The following is a 21128-nucleotide window of genomic DNA, read 5'->3' as shown; positions in this document are numbered from 1 at the left end:
TACTTACCAACCAGGTATAAAATTAAGACCGAAGTTTGCCATTCTTAATCCGTTTTCTCTTAAGGGTATGGCGTAATAAGGTTCCAGAATAAGTTGACCAAACACGTTTATACGAGCAGATATACCGCTACTACATAGTGGAGTGCTGCTAAGAGTGAGCTCGTTTTCTTCTGTTCTTTCTACCGGGAGCACATGATTATAAGTCATTCCGGCATCAAAAAATATATTCAGATCAGAAAACAGAAGTTTAGATTTAATAAGCGCCAGTCTCTCAGGCCCGGTGAATGGTATTCTGAATTCTACATTGCCAACAAGCAAATGATTACCTGTAAGATCATCAACATAATTACCATCAGGGCTGATGCTATTAATCACCGACCTGGCACCATAACCTCTGATAAATACGGGATTGCCTATGTACAATGGGTACAACATTCTGTTTTTTGCATGTTGTCCGTACCTTCCTATATGCAATATTCTGAAGGCAATGCTAAAGGGTTTAATAAAGTGATACTTCCTATAATCAGCAGTCAGGGAATAATAGTTTGCTGCTCCTACGAACTTTTGCACATCTAGTCGGGCCCGGCTACCTAAAAAAGGCGCGGCAATTCCGAAATGGGAGTTATCCAGTACGTAGGCAGCATTCAAATTGTATAAATTATAACTATCCGGGGCATCTACTTTTTCTCTATCGGCATACACCTGAGCATTGTAATAATAGTAATTATTGTAATGATCGCGACGGAAACTATATCGTGCCGCAGCCGCCCCAAATTCAAGGCGAGTAGACATTGAAAACGGATAAAAAGCAAAGACAGATAGCTGGTCTTCAAAAATTCGTAGCATATCCAGCTGCACATTGGTAACAGGAAGCTGCTCGTCACCTATTTTAAGTGAATCTCTCAAGTACCGGATACCTGCCGAACGATAAGGAATATGTGATATACTGGCTCCCCAGCCAAGCTGATGCTTCTGGTTAATATAGGCGAATTGCCCACCAAAATCATGTATTTCACCGTTGAGCGCCAGTCCACCGAACAGCTGCTGATTACCCAATATATCGCTAAATAACATCTGAACTCCTCCTGCCAGGCCAGTACCAAACCTGCTGCTTGCTATACCAACTCCTGTATTGCTTATGTAGTCCAGCTTAAATTCGGGTCGGTAAGGTAAAGGTTTGATGGAGTCAGGTGCTATACTTTCTTTAGCATGGAACACGATCAGCTGTTTATTGACCTCCTGCTTTATTAAAGAACGAGATGGGGGTAAAGTTGCTGCTTCAAAATTGACATCCTTAGAGTTCACTTCCACTTTATAAGACTCAAAATCTGTCACATGAGCTTTGTATAGATTGTAGCTATTGTCATAGTAGTAAGAGTATACTAAATCTCCTGTTTGTCTGGCAAGGCTGAAGGCAGGAGACAGGCTGGTAATACCACTGATGCCAGTGAAATAATTCGTTAGCTGATAAACCTCATTACTATTGATCTGATACTCATATAAATTTCTAAAACCATCACGGTCAGATAAGAAAAGGACTGACCTCCCATCCTGGCTAAATTGAGGATTGAGGTTAGCAGCAGTAGGAAATACATCAATAATTTCTCTTTTAAGGTTTTTTGTATCTAGTATGGCGATACGGTACGATGATTTAACTGTATTCTCAGATAATGCACTATCAGGAGTATCTGTACTGTAAATAAGGTATTTGCCATCAGGTGACCAAGAAGGAACAAGCTCTGTATGTAGGTCATTAGTCAGTCGTTTTACTTTATTGCTCTTAAGATCATAAAGGAATAAATCACTCTGCCCGTTTACTATGCCTGTTACAACGATAGATTCACCATCAGGTGACCATGTAGGATTTGAAAATGATGGTACACCTTCCAGCACATACTCTTTCTGTTGCTTAGGGTTAGCTACATCTACAATAGCGAGCTTGTTCTGCCCTTTACTAAATACCACAAAAGCAAACTTATCAGCATAGGGAGAGAATGTGCCTGCTGACTCAAAAATGCTAAAATCATCAATATGCGTATTTCTAGATGTACTACTTAGTGTTTTAACGATTTTGCCGGTTTTGGCATCTGCCAGAAACAGGTCTAAAGTAAAAATATTAGCTTCTGAATAATAGGCTACATATTTACCATCCGGACTGATGGTAGGGACTACATTTGTTTCAGTCTTACTGCTACTCTTTGTAGCCAGAGGGCTTCCAATGGCTATTGTAGAGCAAGTGTCCAGATAGGAGGAATAGTAATTCTTAAGCGCAGTAGACCACATTTTTGAAAATGTGTTTTCATCCATATTTAAGAGGGAGTCTACAGCCTTCTCATAGCCATACATGGCGGTAGCTTTAAATAAGGGCTTAATCATCTCATCGCCCCATATGCCAGCAGTGAATGCCCAAAATGAATGCCCATACCGGTAGGGAAAATACTCGTACATTTTACGCGTCATATCCTTAAGGGTAGGTATGTCATCATGCACAACAGCATCCCGCATCCACATTGCGGTATGGGGAGCTATGCTTCCTATAGACATATATTCAGCTAAACCCTCTACCATCCACAGTGGTAGGTTGCGGATAGATCCGAGGGAGGTAGAATCTCCGGAACGTAGTATATTGTACTGAAAAGCGTGTACCAGCTCATGCCCTAATACATGATTAGTTTCTGCATAAGAGCTACTAACAGGCATTACCACCCTGTTTTTCAAACCTTCGGTTACTCCTCCTGTACTAGTACCAATAGCTCCTGTGATAGCGTTGGTCTGCTGAAAGTCAGCATGGTTGTTATAAAATATAAGAGGGTTTTTAAATTTGATTGTATCTTGTAGTATGCTTTGGTGCAAAGTATACCACTTTTCAGCATCCTTGAGCAGGCGCTCTTTTAAAACAGGATTATCCAGGTAATTGTATACCTTAAAGTGTGGCGTCTCATTAACCTCAAAGTCAAAAGTCCGATAGCGTGGCTTGTTTTTACCAAAATACTGTGCTAAAGACTCTTGGCACAATAGCCATAAAAAAATAGTGAAAAAGGCTACATATGTTTTTGATCTATCGCGTTTCATAGTTCTTACCGTTTGAAAAAAATCCAATAGTATTTTTGAACCACATCAAAAACGAAGCATTCTTCTTTTATATTACATATTCAATTAGTAAATATTATATTGCAAACACTTGATAATTAGTGTGTTAAGTTGGTTTTTTGTTTTACTTTAAAGACTGTTTTTTTAAGATTTTGGTTGTAAAAACTGCTAAAAAATTTTTATCAGAAATACCATTTCAATGAGTTAGCTCATATAAAAAGGAGCAATTAGATTGCTCCCCCTGCTCATAACTATAAATACTTTGCCATAGCCAGTTGAAGCTTTTTGGCTTCAGATTGGGCAGCAGCTGCAAAGTCCTCACCCTGACTGGCATATATAATTCCACGCGAGGAGTTGACCAGTAGCCCGACATCATCATTCATTCCATATCTGACAACTTCTTCCAGGCTGCCTCCCTGAGCTCCTACGCCTGGTACCAGCAAAAAATGGGATGGAATTATTTTACGTATTTCTGCCAGCGCTTCAGCCTGAGTGGCTCCAACAACGTACATCAGATTCTGGTCGTTACCCCACTGTGTACTGGTTTCCAGCACCTTTTCGTACAACTTACTTTCACCTTGCTGAACGCTCAATTGTTGAAAATCTGCGCTACCAGGGTTAGAGGTTAGTGCTAAGAGAATGACCCATTTATTTTTAAACTCCATGAAAGGTAATACACTATCAGCACCCATATACGGAGCTACCGTAACGGAGTCAAATTTCATTTTTTCAAAAAAGGCCTGAGCATACATTTTAGAAGTATTACCTATATCTCCTCGCTTAGCATCTGCAATAGTAAATATATCTTTGGGTATATAATCTATAGTCTTTTGCAGGCTTTCCCATCCCTGCACCCCCATGCTTTCGTAGAATGCGAGATTAGGTTTATAAGCAACGCAGATATCTGCAGTAGCATCAATAATTTGCTTGTTAAAAGCAAATATAGGGTCATCTTCTTTCAGTAAGTGCCGGGGAATCTTGTTTAAGTCGGTATCTAGACCAATACAAAGGAATGATTTTTTCTGGCGAATTTGGTGGATGAGTTCCTGTCTTGTCATATCTATCAATAAAAAAAGCCGAAGCTAATATAGCTCCGGCTTCAAATTTAGGATATAATTCTTGATTAACGAAGGTCAACCACTTCTACTCCCTGGTACTTACTGGTATCAAATGAAAAAACATCATTAGAAATATCAGCGTCCGGGTTGAAATTGCTGATCTCATAGGTGTAGATGGTACCGTTCTTATCAAAAATCTGCCATTTTTTTAAAGTCTTGTTTTTCTTATCTATGTTCAGGCGGATCTTGAAGAACTGGTTATTATTGTTTTCTGGCAAAAGATCTACTACCTCGTAGGTGTTTCCTTCGGAAGTTTCTTCTTCAACAAAAACATATTTAAAACCTCTTTTGTAGGCATTGTATATCTGGGTAGGAGAGATGTCTCCTTCATCAGGGTCGTAATTATCAATATTTACCTCATTTACCTCTTCCAAATAAGTCCATACAGTATTGCCATCATTGATAATTTCCTGACCACCCATTTTGAGGCGGTATTTGTCGCCATTCACTAATATTTCTCCTTCAAAATCTTCGCTGATAGATTGTGTAGGATTTTCCATTGAATAGGAAAAGTCTGACTCAAAAGACCCAATTGACTGGTACTTGGCGCTCATTGCATCCAGTACTTCTTTAGCTTTAGGGTCGTATTGTGCGTATGCTGTTTGAACTACAAGCATGATCATTATGGTCAGGTATCCTACTCCTCTAGTTATGCTTATTTGTCTCATTAGTATGATTCGTAATTAGATTAGATTATTTATTATCTATATTATTCAACAATTGTTCCAAACTATACTCATCCTGTACGAGAACCTCACGTGCTTTGCTCCCTTCAAAGGGCCCAACTATGCCTGCTGCTTCCAGCTGATCTATGATTCTACCGGCACGATTATACCCCAGTTTGAGCTTACGCTGAATAAGTGATGTGCTTCCCTGCTGATGGTGTACAATCAGTCGTGCGGCATCTTCAAACATGGCATCCCTGTTTTTAAGATCTACATCCGTTACATCGCTGTTTTCACCGTCTTCTCCTTCATACTCAGGTAGATAGTACGCTGATTCATATCCTCTTTGTGAGCCAATAAAATCACAAATCTCATCTACTTCCGGCGTGTCAATAAAGGGGCATTGTAAGCGGATTAACTCTGAGTTTAATGAAAGAAGAGTATCTCCCTGACCCACCAGCTGTTCTGCTCCTCCGGTATCCAGAATAGTACGTGAATCTACTTTTGAAGTAACTCTAAAGGATAGCCTTACCGGGAAGTTAGCTTTAATAATACCAGTAATTACGTTAACTGAAGGCCTTTGTGTTGCTACTACCAGGTGGATTCCAATGGCTCGTGCCAGCTGTGCAAGACGTGCGATAGGGTTTTCCACCTCTTTTCCGGCAGTCATCATCAGGTCGGCCAACTCATCAATAATGAGTACAATGTACGGAAGAAAACGGTGCCCTTTTTCAGGATTTAGCTTTCGGTGAACAAACTTATGATTGTATTCTTTGATATTACGGCAGCCTGCTTCTTTAAGCAAATCATACCGCCTGTCCATCTCTATACAAAGTGAGTTCAGGGTATAAATTACTTTTTTAGTATCCGTTATAATGGCATCTTCACTATTAGGAATTTTCGCTAAGAAATGCCTCTCAATCTTATTATACAGCGTTAATTCTACCTTTTTAGGGTCGATAAGGACAAACTTTAGCTGTGAAGGATGTCGTTTAAATATCAGGGAGGTGAGTAATACGTTCAGGCCAACAGACTTACCCTGACCAGTGGCCCCGGCAATTAGCAGGTGGGGCATTTTTGCCAGGTCTGCTACGTACAATTCGTTGCTTACAGTTTTACCCAAGATGATAGGCAATTCTTTATCGCTTTTCATGAACTTATCGGTCATCACTACCGAGTTCATGCTTACGATTTCCCTGTTTTTGTTAGGTACTTCTATTCCAATAGTACCCTTACCAGGAATAGGAGCGATAATACGAATACCTAAAGCTGCCAAACTTAAGGCAATATCATCTTCCAGGTTTTTAATCTTTGAAATTTTTACTCCGGCTTCTGGTACTATTTCATAAAGAGTAACTGTAGGGCCGATAGTGGCTTTAATGGAAGAAATACCAATCTTGAAATTGATAAGCGTTTCTACAATATTATCTTTGTTATTTTCAAGCTCTTCCTTTGTCACTTTTACCTTTTGGGTATCGTAAGCTGCTAGAAGATCGGGAGTAGGGTATGTGTAATTAGACAAGTCTAATGTAGGGTCATAGTTTTCCATCTTGCTGGAAACTTTCTCTTCCATTTTCTCTTCTACTTCCAACTCATAGTCCGCATGTGTATCAGGCGGTGGAGGGAAGCTATTCTGAGGGGCATCTTCTTCAGGTATATCAGGGAGATTTACCTCCAACTCGGGCATTTCAGAAGAAGATTTTTTGCTTTTTTTACTTAACTCATCCTGATCTAACTCAAAGCTATATTCATCTTTTTGAGGTGCTGGTTTTTCTTTCTGGCTAATATCTTTCTCAGCTTCGGGTTGCTCCTTAAAGTCAAAGTCTGATTGAACACCAGAAGATACAGCTTTTTTCTCTACCTCGTAATCTATCTTTTCTTCTTTTTTCTCTCTGGGTTTCAGGTGGAAAAAAGTAGTGATGTTAAAGAAGTAGATTAAGAATACGAGCAACGAAAAGATCAGGAGAAGAATGGTACCCCAGCCCATAAGGCTATTGAGCAAAAAAGCTATTTCGTACCCGACTCCACCTCCTAAAAATCCCCAGGGTGAAGGGCCGTCTTGCCGGAATACAATGTAGCCGAGCAATACACTTGTCCAGATCAGGAAAAAGGAAACAAATTTAAAGGCATTGTAGGGTGAAGCGAGTTCGCGCTTAAATACTATTTTAAAGCCTGTAACAAAGAAAAGTGGAGGAATAAGCATAGATGCTAATCCGAACCAGCGATAAATAAACAGATAGGCGGATAACGCTCCCAAAAGGCCCAGCCAGTTTTCTACCTCAAGGCCTGAGGCTTTCAGATCCGTATCAAAGGCAGCTTCTGCTACACTCTGATCAGCCTTGCCGGTAAATAAAAATGATATAAAAGCTATACCTAAAAATACGGAAAGTACGATAAGAAAGAATCCTCCGGCCAGGTGAAACCTTTTGTCCTGATGAAAGGTAATCTTTAGTTTTTTCTTAGGCTGTTTACTTTTTTTTGCCTTCTTATATGTATTGGATTTATATGTTTTTTCCGCCATACCAATGATTTAGGACTGCATTTAGGATCATAACACAAACGATAGCACGCAATATACACATTGCTAGCATAAATAAAGCCGAGCTCTTCGGATCATCATTTTTGCCAGGGTAAAAGTGGGGAAAGAAAGAAAAAAAGAAAAATTTATGGGAATGGAATCAATGTTTTTTGAGAAAATACTGTTAGCCCTTCTAAACGCACTATATCAACATATTATGAGCAAAATTCTAATCTTTACATAAAATAGCCTAATAACATGCCACAACACGGAAATCCTACTTTGTGCGAGTCTGATAACGGCAAAGTCAGCATCTTGAGCAACGGTATCACCTATAAGCTCCAGTTCAAAAACATCATGCTGATACTCACCTCTCAGCAATTGCATGATCTAAAAAGATATCTTGATCAATTAGATCCTGAAGAGTGGTTTAGCACACCTTACGAAGAGTTTGCTTTTATATACTTTAAGCCTTTATGTGCCAGCTATTTTGTGTCCAGAGAAGATTTAGATGAGTTCCTTCAGCTTCTTCTGGAGGCTGCTGCTATGGTAAAAGTCCATCAAAGGCTTTTTTTTAAAACGGAAAAGACCCGTAGCAATTAAAAAATATTTAGGTTTGCGCTACTTAATGGTAAAGTAGGCAAACCTTTCAGTGTCTACTCTTTTCTTATTTGCTTAATTCTTTATGAATTTTCTGAAAACGATTGGTATTGTATCTCTGGTTTTAGGAGGAATTGTTTTGTTGGTAGCCAGTTACAATTCTATCTCTGCCAGTCAACTTATCTTGCAGCCTTATGTATTGGGTGTAGCAGCTGTAGTTGCTGGCTTTATTTGTATAAAAAAGTCGCGTGAAAATTAATTCTGAGATTGTATAATTTTGTTGCCTTCCAGGCTTTCCAGAAGCTCCAGTTTATAGTTACTATCAGCTTGTAGAAATCCTACTCTTGCCACCAGTTTAGCACCCAGCTTTTTCTTTTCGGTATTGGCGGTTAGTCCCAATTGTATCTTGGACTTACCCAACGATTTGGCACGCATAATTGCCTGAAACAATGCCTGTTTGTATACTTTTAGTTCTGTATGCTGATAATCCAGCCCTAGAATAACTCCCTGATAGCTGTCTTCTCCAATATGATTGAAGGCTACGCCTATTAGTTTATTTTCTTTAGCCGTATAGTAACATATACATTCCCAGTTTGGGTCTTCATTTAAAATGTCAAATAAACGTGCTGGATAAGCGATATTATTAAAGGCATGATTGGCTTTATGAACCTGTAGGTAAAGTGCGTAAGCTTTGATCAGCTCATCTTCATTTAATGTTGCCTTATGTTTAACAATGATTTTATCAGCGTTCTTTAATATATCTCTTCTCACATGGCTTCTGGACTTAGAGGATAGAGACAATAGATACTCTTCAGTATCTTTAAAATCTAGTCTATCTATCTCAGAGCCTTCAGGTAAGTCTATCTTAAGATAGCCCTGATGGTAAAAGAAATCTTTAAGCTCTTCGTCTGAAGCTTCAATATCACGTATCATAATCATTTTGGCATCAAACTTCACTTTTAAGTCCTCAATCTTGCTGCAAAGTGTTTTTAGGGCTTTAGGGTAGAGTTTGTGCTCACGGTCTAGGTACAGGTGTTCTCCATCAGTAATTAAAGAACCCATAGATAATACTTTACTCATTAGATAGTAAGGGTCATCTTCTCTAATAAGCTCTAATTCACGGGAAACCGCGGATTTTGATAAGGCATCATCTTTCCACAAACCTACTGTAAAGAAAGTTGCCAGTATGATTTTTCCAGCTTCATCTTTTATAGTAAGGTAGATAAATTTCCAGTTATGATCTTTTCTTATGTTACCCTGAAATGCTTTTTCTAATGATTGTAGCCCTTGATAGTCAAATATTCCTTTGCCTTGAAAACAAGTGTCCCATTCGCTTTTGTCTAGCTCTGTTATACTTTCGGCTATCTGGACATTTAAACTCTGGGGTGTATGTATTATACCTTCCTGCTCATTAACTTCTGGTAGTTTAAAGGTTTTGCGTACTCTGTTAAGAGAAAGGCCTTCCTCTTCCAGGCTTTTTGGGTAGTGGTAGATCATAGCATCTACTAGCTGTTTAATCTCCTCTTTTTGATTGTGTCGCGATATGGTAAATCGTATACCCGTATGGCGCACCGGTACCACCGGAAAAGTGGCCACGTTGATATAAAAACCATCGTTCATTAGTCTTTTGGCAAAGTTATAGGCTAATGCCGGTAGGCCAGTTCCTATAAAATGTACCGGACATATATTTTCCTGTATTAGTGGAAGGTTAGTTTGCCGGATAAGTTGATTACAGTAGTTTACTTTCTCCCTAAGTTCATCCTGGAGCTGATAAATTTCGTCCGAAAGATGAATTTTAGCTGATGCCAATGCTGCGGCCACACTAGCGGGTTCTAGTTGGGCTGAGAAGGTCTGGGGGCCACCAAATATCTTACAGTACTCATAGAGCTTTTCGTTGCCAAAGGCTACTACACTACCACTAGCTCCAAAAGTTTTGCTTAGTGTACCTACCAGTACCATTTTTTCTGGTAAATCGCCAAGCTGACTCATAACGTAGCCCGCGCCATGTTTGCCAGCCCAGCTCATTCCGTGTACATCATCTACATAAAGGTGAAGTTGGGGGTAAATTTGCTGTAAATATTGTAAATCCTGTATAGGCACTGTATCCCCAAACATAGAGTACACGCCATCAGCGGCATACCATACTTTTTCGAATTTGCCTCTTGCTTTCTTCAGCAAATCTTCCAGCATATTCATGTCATTATGCTTAATCAGCTGAACTGCTATGCCTCTGGGTTTCAGCAGCTGTGCTGCATTTTGTACGCTGGCATGTACCTGTTGGTCAAGTATTAAAGTATCCTCGTCCCTTACTATACTCGGAAGAATTCCGATATGTGCTAGCGTACTATTTTTAGTTATTACTATAGGTCGACGGTATACCTGTTTTAAAGCCTCTTCCAGCTCTTTATAAATTACAAAAGAGACGTAGGTTTTTGAGAGGGGGAACTGCGTTCCATAGCGCATAATAGCATCACAGGCTGCCTGTTTTAGGCGTATATCCTGCTCCAGACCTAAATAGCCGGTCGTTCCAAAGTGAAACAACTGTTTACCATTAATATGTATGTGTCTGCCATCAAAACGATCACCCTCTGTATACAAATGTACTAGTCCTTCTTTTTTGGCATTGAGAATCAGGTCCCCGATGGTGTCGAGTATATTATTGTGTCTGGATTTTGCCATTCTAGATGCAAGCTATTTGTTAAGTGTTGATACTTAAATTATTCTTTCTTGAGAGACAAAAAAATAGTAGCTAAAAGGATCTTGTTTGTGAATAATATCAGAGATAACTGAAAGAGAGAAATTTCTTAGGATGGCATGTCTGGAGATATCATTACGAAGCGTTTCTGCATCTGATAACTTATTGAAATAGAGGAATGTAAGCACTCCTTTTTGCTGAATGAAGAAGTCTTTGCCTTCTTCTAAGTTATATTTTTGACACAGATTGTTTATCATTTTTATATGTTATACCATTTCCTACCTAAGATAAATTCAATTATTTTAATGATCAATATTTTTCTGTATTTATGTAATATTTCTCAAACAAAATTTTGTAACACTCACTAATATCATTGAATGTCTTTAATTATTCATAATAATTATGTGATTATCATAAGCGTTCATCAGCTACTATTGATTTGTTTAGTAATTACCTATTGATAATCCCTTACAACTGCTTTTATACCTGGCTTAGTTCATTAATATTAGTTGCTTTGCTACGCAATCTTACACAGGTAGTATAAAATTAAGTATTTGATACTTAAAAAAAGTATTTAGTTTTTATTTATGCTTAAAAAAAGTATTATTGTAGCGAAAACTCTAACTAAATCTATTATACTATGTCTCAAACCACATACACAGATCATACCCTCCTTCTGGAGCTTTTTCAGTCAGATTTTTCAGAACTGATAGATTTGCCACTGTATCAAAATGGCGTGCCGGCAGGCTTTCCTTCTCCTTCAGAGGAAGAAACCGAATTGTCCCTAAACTTAAATACACATCTTATAAGTCATCCGTCAGCGACTTTTTACGCTAAAGTAAAAGGTGGGTCTTCAGAAGAGCTTGAAATATATGAAGGCGATTTGCTCATTATAGATCGTACGGTACAGCTAAGAGAAAACGATGTAGCCGTATGCAAAACCACATATGGTTATACCATTAAAAGAATTTATTTGCCTGAAAACAGTGAGCTTGAAGATGATGGGGCTTCTATTTGTACTAGTCAAGAACAGTTAGAGCAAATTTGTGGAGTAGTAACGTATGTAATTCATAAGATTTAAGCATGTTTGCGATTATAGACTGTAACCAGTTTTACGTTTCCTGTGAGCGTGTTTTTAATCCAAAATTAGAAAATAAGCCTGTTCTTATCTTATCTAACAATGATGGTTGTGTGATAGCCAGTTCCCCGGAAGCTAAACAATTGGGTGTAAAAATGGGCGCACCGGTATTTAAAATTCGTGAGCTGATTAGCAAATATCATATGGAAGTATACTCTTCTAATTACGCATTATATGGAGATATGTCTAAACGGGTTATGGATACTTTACGAAGCTTTTCGCCAGATATTGAAGTGTATTCTATAGATGAAGCTTTTTTAAACGTAAGTGGCCTTGATCGTCAGTACGGAAGTTGGGAAAGGCTGGGGCATCAGTTACGTACCAAGGTGAGGCAATGGACGGGTGTACCTACTCGTGTTGGCATTGCACCAACGAAAACTCTGACTAAGATTGGAATTCACCTCGCCAAAAAGAATGGAGAAAGTGTTTGTGTTCTGAAGGATGAAAATAGTATTAAAAAGGCTCTAAAAAGTATACCAGTAGAAGATATCTGGGGCATAGGAAGACAGTATGCGGCATTTTTATATCAGTCCGGTATTAAAAACGCTTACCATTTTAGCCAGGCCGAAGAGAACTGGGTTAAGCAACATATGAGTGTAGTGGGTTTGCGTTTACACCATGAGCTGCGTGGGTTGAGCTGCTTACCTCTTGAAACCATTAGTGAGCATGCTAATAAAAAAATGATAGGTTCTTCTCGTTCTTTTATTAAACCTATTTGTCATTTAGTTGAGCTAAAAGAGGCTTTAGCAACTTATTGTACCCGGGTAGGTGAGAAGTTGAGAAAGCAGCAATCATGTGCAAACTATGTGACTGTGTATATAAGAACAAATCGCTTTAAAGATGTTGACCATCAGTATGCCAACGCCCAGACCATACAACTACCTGTTGCAACAGATAACACTCCAGAATTGATACATTATGCTTTTCAGGCATTAGACATTATTTACAGGGAGGGCTATAGGTATAAAAAAGCTGGTGTATTAGTAGGAGGGTTAGTGCCCGCCTATACCTGTCAACAAAATCTTTTTGACAATGAGAATAGGCAGAAACATATTAAATCTATGCAGGCAATGGATATTATTAATGCAAAAATGGGGCGTTTTGTAGTACGTTCAGCCGCTATGGGATACCGTAACAGTGGAGAAACCATAAGAGGCAAAGTTTCCAATAAGTACACCTCTGATTGGGAAGAAATTATTGAAGTAGGAGCATGATTAAATAGAATTTGATCAGCTCTAAACTTTATGAATAGGCAAACTGGATTTGAAGGAACCTAAAAATTAAAGCCTATACAGATGCATAATCTGGCTTTTAGGTGTATGACTACCTTTACAAATTCTTATCTTAGGCATAAAAATGAAAACAACACCCGAACATAATCAGCGGATGGCTAAAATGACATTTTCATCTGTCTATCCACATTATATTGCTAAAGTTGAGAAAAAGGGTAGAACCAAAGAGGAATTGTTAACTGTAATAGAATGGCTAACTGGTTTTGACGAAAATCAGCTGCAAAAGCTTATAGACGATAAGGCTACGTTTGAGGATTTTTTTCAGAAAGCAACATTACACCCCAATGCTCCCCTCATTACAGGTGTTATCTGTGGCTATCGTGTGGAGGAGATAGACAACCCCCTGACAAAGAAAGTAAGGTATCTGGATAAGTTGGTAGACGAACTGGCAAAAGGTAAGAAGTTGGATAAGATACTAAGAACTCAAACCTGAAACGATTTTGCCAGAAACCAGCAATAGCTAAAGGTAAAGTTTATATTTAGCCAAAGGAGTAAATTAAAGAATAGTTTAAGAGTAAATATCAGCTCTCTTTCTTCAGAATAGCCTGAAATAAATATGCACTACCTCATATACATGATTACAGTAATAGAAAGCTTGCTGCAAGTTCAATCTGTGCAAAACCCGGAAATTGAAAATTATCTGGCAACACTTCCAGATACTATACAAATTTCAGTAAAAGCTGAGACATTAGATGGCAAGCTAATTTTTGAGAAAAACTCTGAAAAGCGATTACCCTCGGCAAGTATTATTAAGGTCCCCATTCTTATTGAATTATTAACTCAGGCGGAAAGAGGTAAGATAGACTGGAATGAAGTATATGTGCTAAAAGCAAACGACAAAGTTGGTGGTGCGGGTAATATTCAACACCAAAAAAATGGTACGACATTTACTATACAAGAGCTGGCCTTAGAGATGATAAAAGCTAGTGATAATACGGCTACCAATATTATTATTCGTAAAGTAGGTATGGAAAATGTTAATCATTTTCTGAAGCTAAATAAACTGGAAAATACCTCTTTACAACGCAAAATGATGGATTTTGAGGCTATCAAAAATGGAAGACAAAATTATACCTCAGCAGCAGATATGAATCGTATTTACCAACTTTTGCTGAAGAGACAATTTTTATCTGAAGAATGGACAAGTGAATGCCTTAAAATTCTGGAAGAATGTGAAGATGAGAGCACAATTCCAAGTATGCTTCCTCAAAATTTAAAGATCGCCCACAAGACAGGAACACTGGATTATGTTAGGGGAGATGCAAGTATTATCTACACAAATAGTAATGATATCATCCTTTCCATATTTGTAGAAGGATTTAGCTCTATGCATCAGGCAGAAAAAATTATAGGAACGCTGGCTAAACTGATCTATAATTCAAATGAGTCATGAATGACTTAATTATTAGTTTACAAAATTTAGAGTAGAGTTTTATGTTTAAAGATATGACCTTATTTTGTTGTGGTATGTAATTCTTTTATTTCATAAATATCATTAAATATAAAGTAAACAGGCCTGCCCCTAAAATGAATGAATCCTATTGTGAATACATAGCCCAATACGTAAAACAGCTTACGCACTCCTCCGAAGAAGAGGTAAGTTTTATTTACCCTCATCTTAAAGTTAGAGAATTCAGTAAAGGTGACTTCTTTTTAAAAGAAGGTGAAGTGCAGATAGAAATGGGTTTTATTTGTAAAGGACTCATTCGTAGATATTACATAAACGATAAGGGAAACGAAATTAGCACAGGTTTTACCCAAGAAAACGAATATGTAACTGATTATCCTGCGTTTATCAGACAGAAGCCAAGTAAATATTTTTTACAATGCCTGGAGCCAAGCGTAATTGTTAATCTACCCTATAATATTATTCAGGAAAGCTATCGTAAGTTTAAAAACAGCGAAATGCACGGAAGGCTAATTGCTGAAAAGGTGCTAACAATTTTAAATGATAGGGTAGAAGGCTTTTTGTTCAGCACTGCGGAAGAAAGGTATATTAACTTTATGATAGCCCATCCTGAACTGCATAAACGAATTAGCCTTACGCATTTATCAACATTTCTGGGTATAGAAAGACAGTCTTTAAGCAGAATTCGCAAAAGAATTTCCCAAAAATAGTTTTGTCACATATGTGTCAGGAGAATGTGTAATAGTCTCTTCATATTTGGCTTATTATCTAATAAAGAAATATGAAATCTACTTATAAAATATTATGTATTTCAATTGGCCTTATGTTATTTTTTGTGCCTAATGTTAGCTTAGGCCAGAATACAAATCACCAGGCATCTATCCATGAATTGATCCAAAAGAGAACTAATCAGATTTATGATAGCCTGGTACATATCAGGAGACAGTTGCATCAATACCCTGAACTTTCTGGGCAAGAAAAGCAAACAGCGAAATTTATCGCGGACTATTTGTCGGAACTTGGCTTAGAAGTGAAAACTAACATTGGTGGTTATGGAGTCGTAGGGATACTTAATACAGAAAAGAGGGGCAAGAAGATTGCATGGCGTGTAGATATTGATGCCTTACCTATGGAAGCAGCAGAGTCTTTTTCTTTTGTATCTAAAAATAAAGGTGTAAACCATATGTGTGGACATGATGTTCATACAGCTATTGGGCTGGGTATTGCGAATGTATTAGCAACTTATAGAGATAATATTGAAGGAACAGTTTATTTTATTTTTCAGCCTTCTGAAGAAAATTACAAAGGAGCAAAAGCAATGATAACTGATGGCTTGTTAGATATAATTAAGCCTGATGAGATATACGCTGTCCACATATCGCCTATGCCTTCAGGCTTAGTAGCTTCAAAAGCCAACTATTTATATGCTGACTATAAGCAGCTTAATATCACTTTTACTTCTGCTAAACCCACAAAACCACTCATAGATTATACTAAGCAGGCAATTTCTGATCTACAAAATGTCTCACCTGATAGCAAGTTTTGGGATACACGCAACCTTATGGATCTTAAAATAGGGTTGGGTAATCCTAATACTATTTTTCAAAACTATATTACAGTAAGCAATAACTTTGAGACCAAGATAAATGAAGATAAACTTACTGTTAGTGCATTTATAAGTACAAGTAGTAAAGAGAAAATGGACTCAATCCTATTTCTTATAAGAAAGAAGATAAAAGAAAGCGAGTATGCAGATCAGCTTGAAGAGGTGAATTTTGCCTCCGATAAATTTGTATTTTCACCTGATAGAGCAAATGTCCAAAATCACGATAGTATTACCCTTCAGTCACTTAACACTATCTCTGATATTTATGGAAAATCTAGTGCTTTTCCATTGCATGGCGTCATTCCTGATGGAAGAGGTGATGACTTCGCTTATTTTCAGGAGAAAATACCGGGAGTCTATTTTTTATTAGGAGGATCTAACTATGAGAAGGGAGTTATTGCCATGCCTCATGCACCCAATTTCGCTGTGGATGAGACTTGTATTCAATCTGGTGTTGAATATTTTTCCTCAATGATAATTGAAAGGATAAATCAGAGTCAATAAAACTATCTACTGTTTAGGATATCTATTTTCGTAATGGTACAATTTGAGTATTAATTATTAACATATTCAGGTGTTTAAGCTCTATTAGTCAAAATGTCAAAAGCGGCTTTTAACTCTTTCACTTCTGCTTGTAAGCTTTATAGGCCTTTAAAGAGCAGCATAGAATTTTTCAGTCATAGCGGTTATTGAACATCACTTGATGAATGGGCTTATCCATATAGGATTGCCAGGTAACGAGCACTACTTTTTCATCAGCGGCAAAAGCATAACCGTACTCATAATGCGCGGCATCCGACAAAAGTAGTATACCATGCCAGTCTTAGTGCGGTAGATGTGGGTGTAGAAGTCAAAGCTAAACTCTTAAGCGCTCAGTAAAGCTTTGGTATGGTGGTCTTGCCTATCGGATTAAAGCTTTTCAGGATGGTTCTGTTTCTTCTTAGCACCTGGTTTACATTGCTAATGGTAACTTCAGCAGAGCGCTTCTTTTGGTTGTTATACAGAAAGCGGCACTGGTCTGAGCAAAACTTCTTATCAACCCGCCCTTGGAGCTGGCTTTGGCATTGTTGACATCTTCTGGTTTGCATAGTCGTGTTATTATACGTGTACATTCGGATAAACTCGTGTTTTACTACAGCTAAGACCATGCGGAGGCTTAATTTAGCGCCAAACGTATATGTATGAAGTCAGCCAAACCTATCATTTATCTCAATACTATAGAGGGGAGTCCGGGAAAAGTCAGACTAGTACTGAAATCCTGTCCTGTATATTTACGGCACAGGCTGGAACAGCTAAGCTATATAGAAAAACAGGAAGGCCAACTATTGATGAGTCATGATGTGAATTTGCTACGGCAGCTCTCAGCTTACCTTGGGGGCTTTTCAGGTACCTGTACCCGCCTTTGGTGCAGGTACCTGAAAAGCCCGTTCGACTAGGTGCTAGCCATAGGGCTAAAGTATTTACTCCCACCATCCATCTGCTTCCGATGGACCATGAGGGTAAGACCTACTTAAAACTACAAATGCGCTATCATAAGTGCCTCTACGGCGTATTATTTCAGACAACTGGGGTAAAGTGGAGTCAAGCTTATCGCTGTTTCATCACCCATTTTACCGAAGAGCATATTCTCAAGTTATTACAAAGTCTAAAGGGAATAGCCAGAATTGGGTTAAGCAAGAAGATCAAGCTGGATAGTTTGGTGCTTCAAAAAGCATTATGGGATCAGCAACTTTCGGAGGAATACAAAACAGTATCTATTCAATTGCTGGAGTATATGCAACTCAAGAACTATAGTCTAAATACCATCAGGACGTATTATGCGATGATTGTTAAGTTTGTGAATACGACTTCACTACCCCTGGATATTATTCATGCCTATGGAGAGACAGAAATCAACAGCTATCATGCCGGGCTGAAAGAAAGCGGGAGGTATTCGGTGTCTTACATTAACCAATCCGGGACGCGTAGTCAATTAATGCGGTACAGCTATACTATCGTCATTGTGTTGGTAAGCCTTTGAACTTAGGGCAAATCCATCGTCCGAAAAAAGAGGCGAGTTTACCGAAAATCATATCCAGGCAAGAAATAGAGAAGATATTAGCAAACACTCCGAACCTCAAACACAAAAGCCTGCTATTGCTGATATATTCTGCGGGGCTAAGGGCAGGGGAGGTACTTAATTTGAAGTGGACAGATATCAACCTCCATGGTCATCGGATTCATATCAAAGCCGGTAAAGGGAAGAAAGACCGCTGCGTTATGTTGTCTCAGTCTGCTAGGACATTGCTTATCCAGTACCGAAAGGCTTACCCAAGCAAAGAATATATCTTTGAGGGTCAATATGGAGGAGCCTATAGCTATCGGAGTTTGCAGCAGATTTTCAAAAGAGCTTTAAAAGCATCAGGCATTCCTACTGGATAAACCGGAGTATATTGACCCCTCAAATCCGGTAGAAAATTTAGATACTCAATGCTCTTTTTGAGCTTGAAACGCATGCCAATCCGGCAGATACTGCCCCCTCTAAATATATTGACGTTGACTTGTACCGGAGCAAATTGACCCCTTGAGGGTATGATTCCGGAGGAAGTTGACCCCTCAAAACTTAAGGTTTTGGTTCTTTAGCGATCATCAACTATCGCTAAAAAGACCCTTATGGCAGGTAAACCAAAATCTATGAGCACGATCAAACAACTCATACTTCTACATCAGCAAGGCAAAGGGCGTAAGACCATTGCCCGCACACTAGGCATCAGCAAGAACACCGTTAAAGTATACCTGGAGAAACTCAAAAGCCTGACTACCATCAAAGATGGCAAAGGCTACACAATAGAAGAGCTGTTCAGAATGGAGCATCCGGTACTGGAGGCAAAATTTCATCCGGGAAACCCTGCCTACAAAGACAACCGTTATGAGGATCTGAAGGCCAGACTTGACTACTACTTTAATGAGTTAAAAGAACGTGGGGTCAATAAAAAACTACTTTGGGAAGAATATAGACAGGGTAATCCAGATAGCTATAGTTATTCTCAATTTTGTTTTCATCTCCATCAGTTACAGATAGCCCGCAGACCATCCGCAGTGCTACACCATCATCCTGGAGAGAAGCTCTATATTGACTTTGCAGGTAAGCCATTGAGCTATATAGACAAGTCCACTGGTGAGGAGATCAAGTGCCAGGTATTTACGGCCTGCTTACCCTTCTCTGACTACAGCTTTGTGATGGCTGTAAGGAGCCAGTCCACTGAAGATTTTCTCTACGCCCTTTCCTGTTGTTTGCATGAGTTGGGTGGCGTGCCTCAAGCATTAGTACCGGATAATCTAAAGGCTGCGGTAGTCAAGACTAACCGCTATGAACCGGAGATCAATCGTGCGCTAGAGGATTTTGCCAATCATTACAACACTACAGTAGTACCTGCCAGGGTTCGTAAGCCTAAAGACAAAGCACTAGTAGAGAATCAAGTGAAGCTGATCTACAGCCGGGTATATGCCAAGTTGCGTCACATGGTCTTCTTTGACCTGTCTTCCCTGAATGTAGCCATCAAAGAAAAAGTGAGAGATCATAATCAAACTCGCATGCAAAAGAAGCCCTACTGCCGGGAAGAGCGCTTCATATCCGAGGAGAAGACACACCTCTTGCCTCTACCAGTTGAGAGATACCAGATCAAATACTACCGAGAGTTAAGAGTGGCCAAGAACAACCATATCTATCTCTCTGAGGATAAACACTACTATAGCGTCCATTTTAAAATGATTGGTAGTAAAGTCAAGGTCATCTACACCCGCAGTATGGTTTATATCTTTTCCAAAGGAGAGCAGGTAGCTGTACATATCAGGAACTTCCACCAGGGTGGTTATTCTACTACCAAAGATCATCTCTGTTCGCAGCACCAACATTACAAAGACAGGAGCCCGGAATACTATCGTAGGCAAGCTGCCAAAAAATCGGCTATACTCCATAAACTGGTGTGCTGCATCTTTGAGCAGAATCGCTATCCAGAACAGCTTTACAGAACCTGTGATGGTCTGTTTGGCCTGGAAAGGAAAACCGAGCCTACACGTTTTGAAAAGGCCTGTCAAATGGCATTGGATTGCCACAACTACACCTACAGCTTCGTAATGAATGTATTGGAAAATAAGATGATAGAGGTTCAGTCCACTATCTCTGAAAAGCCTCTACCCAAGCATAATAACCTCAGAGGGAAAGAACATTATCAACAGTTAGAACTAAATTATAAAACCAATGAATCAAATTGAGACACAGCTAAACAAGCTCAAATTACATGGGATGATCAAAACTTGGGCAGCCTTGCAGGAGACCAGGAAACTTCATGAGCTATCCTTACTGGATGGATTAGAAGTTTTACTTCAGGCAGAGGAGCAGGAAAGGGATCTTCGTAAGTTCAAAAGGTTAGAGTACAATGCTGGTTTCCGCTACAAAGCATCTATAGAAGAGCTACGCTTTGACCAGAAAAGGGGCATAGACAAAAACCTGATTACCCGTATGTCCACCGGTGAATACATCCAGAAAGGAGAGTCAATCCTTGTGACCGGTGCCACCGGTTGTGGGAAAAGCTTCCTCTCCTCTGCTCTAGGGCATCAAGCTTGTCTGATGGGATTTAAAGTAGCTTACTTTAATACTCAGAAACTGCTGCTTAAAACCAAGATGTCTCGTCTGGAAGGCACCATCTATAAGTTCTTTGAGAAACTGGCCAAGACAGATCTGCTCATCCTGGATGACTTTGGCCTGACCCACCTGGAAAAACAGCAACAAATGGATCTGATGGAAATCATTGAGGACAGACATAGTGCTAGATCCACCATCATTGCCAGTCAGTTACCTGTTGCTAGTTGGTATGATGTCATTGGGGAGGAAACTATTGCTGATGCTATCCTGGATAGGCTAGTGCATACTTCTCATAGAATTGACATCAAGGGTGAGAGTCTAAGAAAAAAAGTGTAAAATTGTCATACCATCGGGTTCTTCAGAACCAAACCTGA

20 protein-coding genes are annotated in these 21128 nt (G+C 39.0%); 12 read left to right on the top strand and 8 right to left on the bottom strand.

Annotated features, from left to right (window positions below; all coding sequences use genetic code 11):
• Positions 1-3: 3 nt before the first annotated feature.
• The 4 genes from PZB74_RS18860 to PZB74_RS18845 form a co-directional block, all read right to left on the bottom strand.
• Positions 4-3072: a tolB protein precursor gene (locus tag PZB74_RS18860; RefSeq protein WP_302238713.1), complete on the bottom strand. Its 3069-nt coding sequence runs from the start codon at positions 3070-3072 to the stop codon at positions 4-6.
• 269 nt (positions 3073-3341) lie between these two features.
• Positions 3342-4148, bottom strand: a complete 807-nt coding sequence (gene pyrF, locus PZB74_RS18855; protein WP_302238712.1) for an orotidine-5'-phosphate decarboxylase — start codon at positions 4146-4148, stop codon at positions 3342-3344.
• Positions 4149-4213: 65 nt separating this feature from the next.
• The gene (gene lolA1, locus PZB74_RS18850) at positions 4214-4831 is read right to left on the bottom strand and encodes an outer membrane lipoprotein periplasmic chaperone LolA1 (RefSeq protein ID WP_495885129.1); all 618 of its coding nucleotides are present in this window, start codon (positions 4829-4831) and stop codon (positions 4214-4216) included.
• Between the two features lie 70 nt (positions 4832-4901).
• Complete coding sequence (locus tag PZB74_RS18845; protein WP_302238710.1) at positions 4902-7394, bottom strand: FtsK/SpoIIIE family DNA translocase; 2493 nt, start codon at positions 7392-7394, stop codon at positions 4902-4904.
• 255 nt (positions 7395-7649) lie between these two features.
• Here PZB74_RS18845 and PZB74_RS18840 point away from each other — a divergent pair, with 255 nt between their 5' ends.
• Complete coding sequence (locus PZB74_RS18840; protein WP_302238709.1) at positions 7650-7994, top strand: DUF6686 family protein; 345 nt, start codon at positions 7650-7652, stop codon at positions 7992-7994.
• Between the two features lie 82 nt (positions 7995-8076).
• Positions 8077-8250, top strand: coding sequence for a hypothetical protein (locus tag PZB74_RS18835; protein ID WP_302238708.1), 174 nt, complete (start codon positions 8077-8079; stop codon positions 8248-8250).
• Here PZB74_RS18835 and PZB74_RS18830 read toward each other — a convergent pair.
• Positions 8247-10670: an aminotransferase class I/II-fold pyridoxal phosphate-dependent enzyme gene (locus tag PZB74_RS18830; RefSeq protein ID WP_302238707.1), complete on the bottom strand. Its 2424-nt coding sequence runs from the start codon at positions 10668-10670 to the stop codon at positions 8247-8249. The genes PZB74_RS18835 and PZB74_RS18830 overlap by 4 nt on opposite strands.
• A gap of 33 nt (positions 10671-10703) precedes the next feature.
• Complete coding sequence (locus PZB74_RS18825; protein ID WP_302238706.1) at positions 10704-10943, bottom strand: hypothetical protein; 240 nt, start codon at positions 10941-10943, stop codon at positions 10704-10706.
• Positions 10944-11326: 383 nt separating this feature from the next.
• Between PZB74_RS18825 and PZB74_RS18820 the strand changes: the two genes are divergently transcribed.
• The 6 genes from PZB74_RS18820 to PZB74_RS18795 all read left to right on the top strand — a co-directional run bounded on the left by PZB74_RS18820 (position 11327) and on the right by PZB74_RS18795 (position 16634).
• Positions 11327-11767, top strand: a complete 441-nt coding sequence (locus tag PZB74_RS18820; protein ID WP_302238705.1) for a LexA family protein — start codon at positions 11327-11329, stop codon at positions 11765-11767.
• A gap of 2 nt (positions 11768-11769) precedes the next feature.
• Positions 11770-13038, top strand: coding sequence for a Y-family DNA polymerase (locus tag PZB74_RS18815; protein ID WP_302238704.1), 1269 nt, complete (start codon positions 11770-11772; stop codon positions 13036-13038).
• Positions 13039-13180: 142 nt separating this feature from the next.
• Complete coding sequence (locus PZB74_RS18810) at positions 13181-13549, top strand: DUF2200 domain-containing protein (RefSeq protein ID WP_302238703.1); 369 nt, start codon at positions 13181-13183, stop codon at positions 13547-13549.
• A gap of 123 nt (positions 13550-13672) precedes the next feature.
• Positions 13673-14509, top strand: a complete 837-nt coding sequence (locus PZB74_RS18805) for a serine hydrolase (protein ID WP_302238702.1) — start codon at positions 13673-13675, stop codon at positions 14507-14509.
• A 134-nt stretch (positions 14510-14643) separates the two neighbouring features.
• A complete protein-coding gene (locus tag PZB74_RS18800) occupies positions 14644-15234 on the top strand; it encodes a Crp/Fnr family transcriptional regulator (RefSeq protein ID WP_302238701.1) in 591 nt (196 codons plus the stop codon).
• A 71-nt stretch (positions 15235-15305) separates the two neighbouring features.
• Positions 15306-16634 carry a M20 metallopeptidase family protein gene (locus tag PZB74_RS18795; protein ID WP_302238700.1) on the top strand — a complete coding sequence of 443 codons (1329 nt, stop codon included), beginning with the start codon at positions 15306-15308 and terminating at the stop codon, positions 16632-16634.
• Between the two features lie 169 nt (positions 16635-16803).
• On the opposite strand, the gene PZB74_RS18790 is transcribed toward PZB74_RS18795, so the two are convergent.
• Entirely contained in the window at positions 16804-16932 is a 129-nt protein-coding gene (locus tag PZB74_RS18790) for a hypothetical protein (protein WP_302238699.1), read from the bottom strand.
• A gap of 70 nt (positions 16933-17002) precedes the next feature.
• Positions 17003-17218: a hypothetical protein gene (locus tag PZB74_RS18785; RefSeq protein ID WP_302238698.1), complete on the bottom strand. Its 216-nt coding sequence runs from the start codon at positions 17216-17218 to the stop codon at positions 17003-17005.
• 317 nt (positions 17219-17535) lie between these two features.
• On the opposite strand from PZB74_RS18785, the gene PZB74_RS18780 reads away from it, so the two are divergent.
• The 4 genes from PZB74_RS18780 to istB all read left to right on the top strand — a co-directional run bounded on the left by PZB74_RS18780 (position 17536) and on the right by istB (position 21090).
• On the top strand, positions 17536-18150 hold the full coding sequence (locus tag PZB74_RS18780) for a phage integrase N-terminal SAM-like domain-containing protein (RefSeq protein ID WP_302238697.1): 615 nt from the start codon (positions 17536-17538) through the stop codon (positions 18148-18150).
• Positions 18147-18551, top strand: coding sequence for a tyrosine-type recombinase/integrase (locus PZB74_RS18775; protein WP_302238696.1), 405 nt, complete (start codon positions 18147-18149; stop codon positions 18549-18551). Before PZB74_RS18780 ends, PZB74_RS18775 begins: the two co-directional genes overlap by 4 nt.
• Before the next feature lie 252 nt (positions 18552-18803).
• Positions 18804-20384 (top strand): IS21 family transposase, encoded by a 1581-nt coding sequence (gene istA / locus PZB74_RS18770; RefSeq protein ID WP_302238695.1) that lies wholly within the window; start codon positions 18804-18806, stop codon positions 20382-20384.
• A complete protein-coding gene (istB, locus tag PZB74_RS18765; protein ID WP_302236383.1) occupies positions 20371-21090 on the top strand; it encodes an IS21-like element helper ATPase IstB in 720 nt (239 codons plus the stop codon). The genes istA and istB overlap by 14 nt, the downstream gene beginning before the upstream one ends.
• Positions 21091-21128: the final 38 nt, after the last annotated feature.

The sequence above is a fragment of the Porifericola rhodea genome (genome assembly GCF_030506305.1).
In the GTDB taxonomy this organism is placed as follows: Bacteria; Bacteroidota; Bacteroidia; order Cytophagales; family Cyclobacteriaceae; genus Catalinimonas; species Catalinimonas rhodea.
Note: the sequence above shows the minus strand (reverse complement) of the source record. Positions and strands in the feature narration are given on the sequence as shown.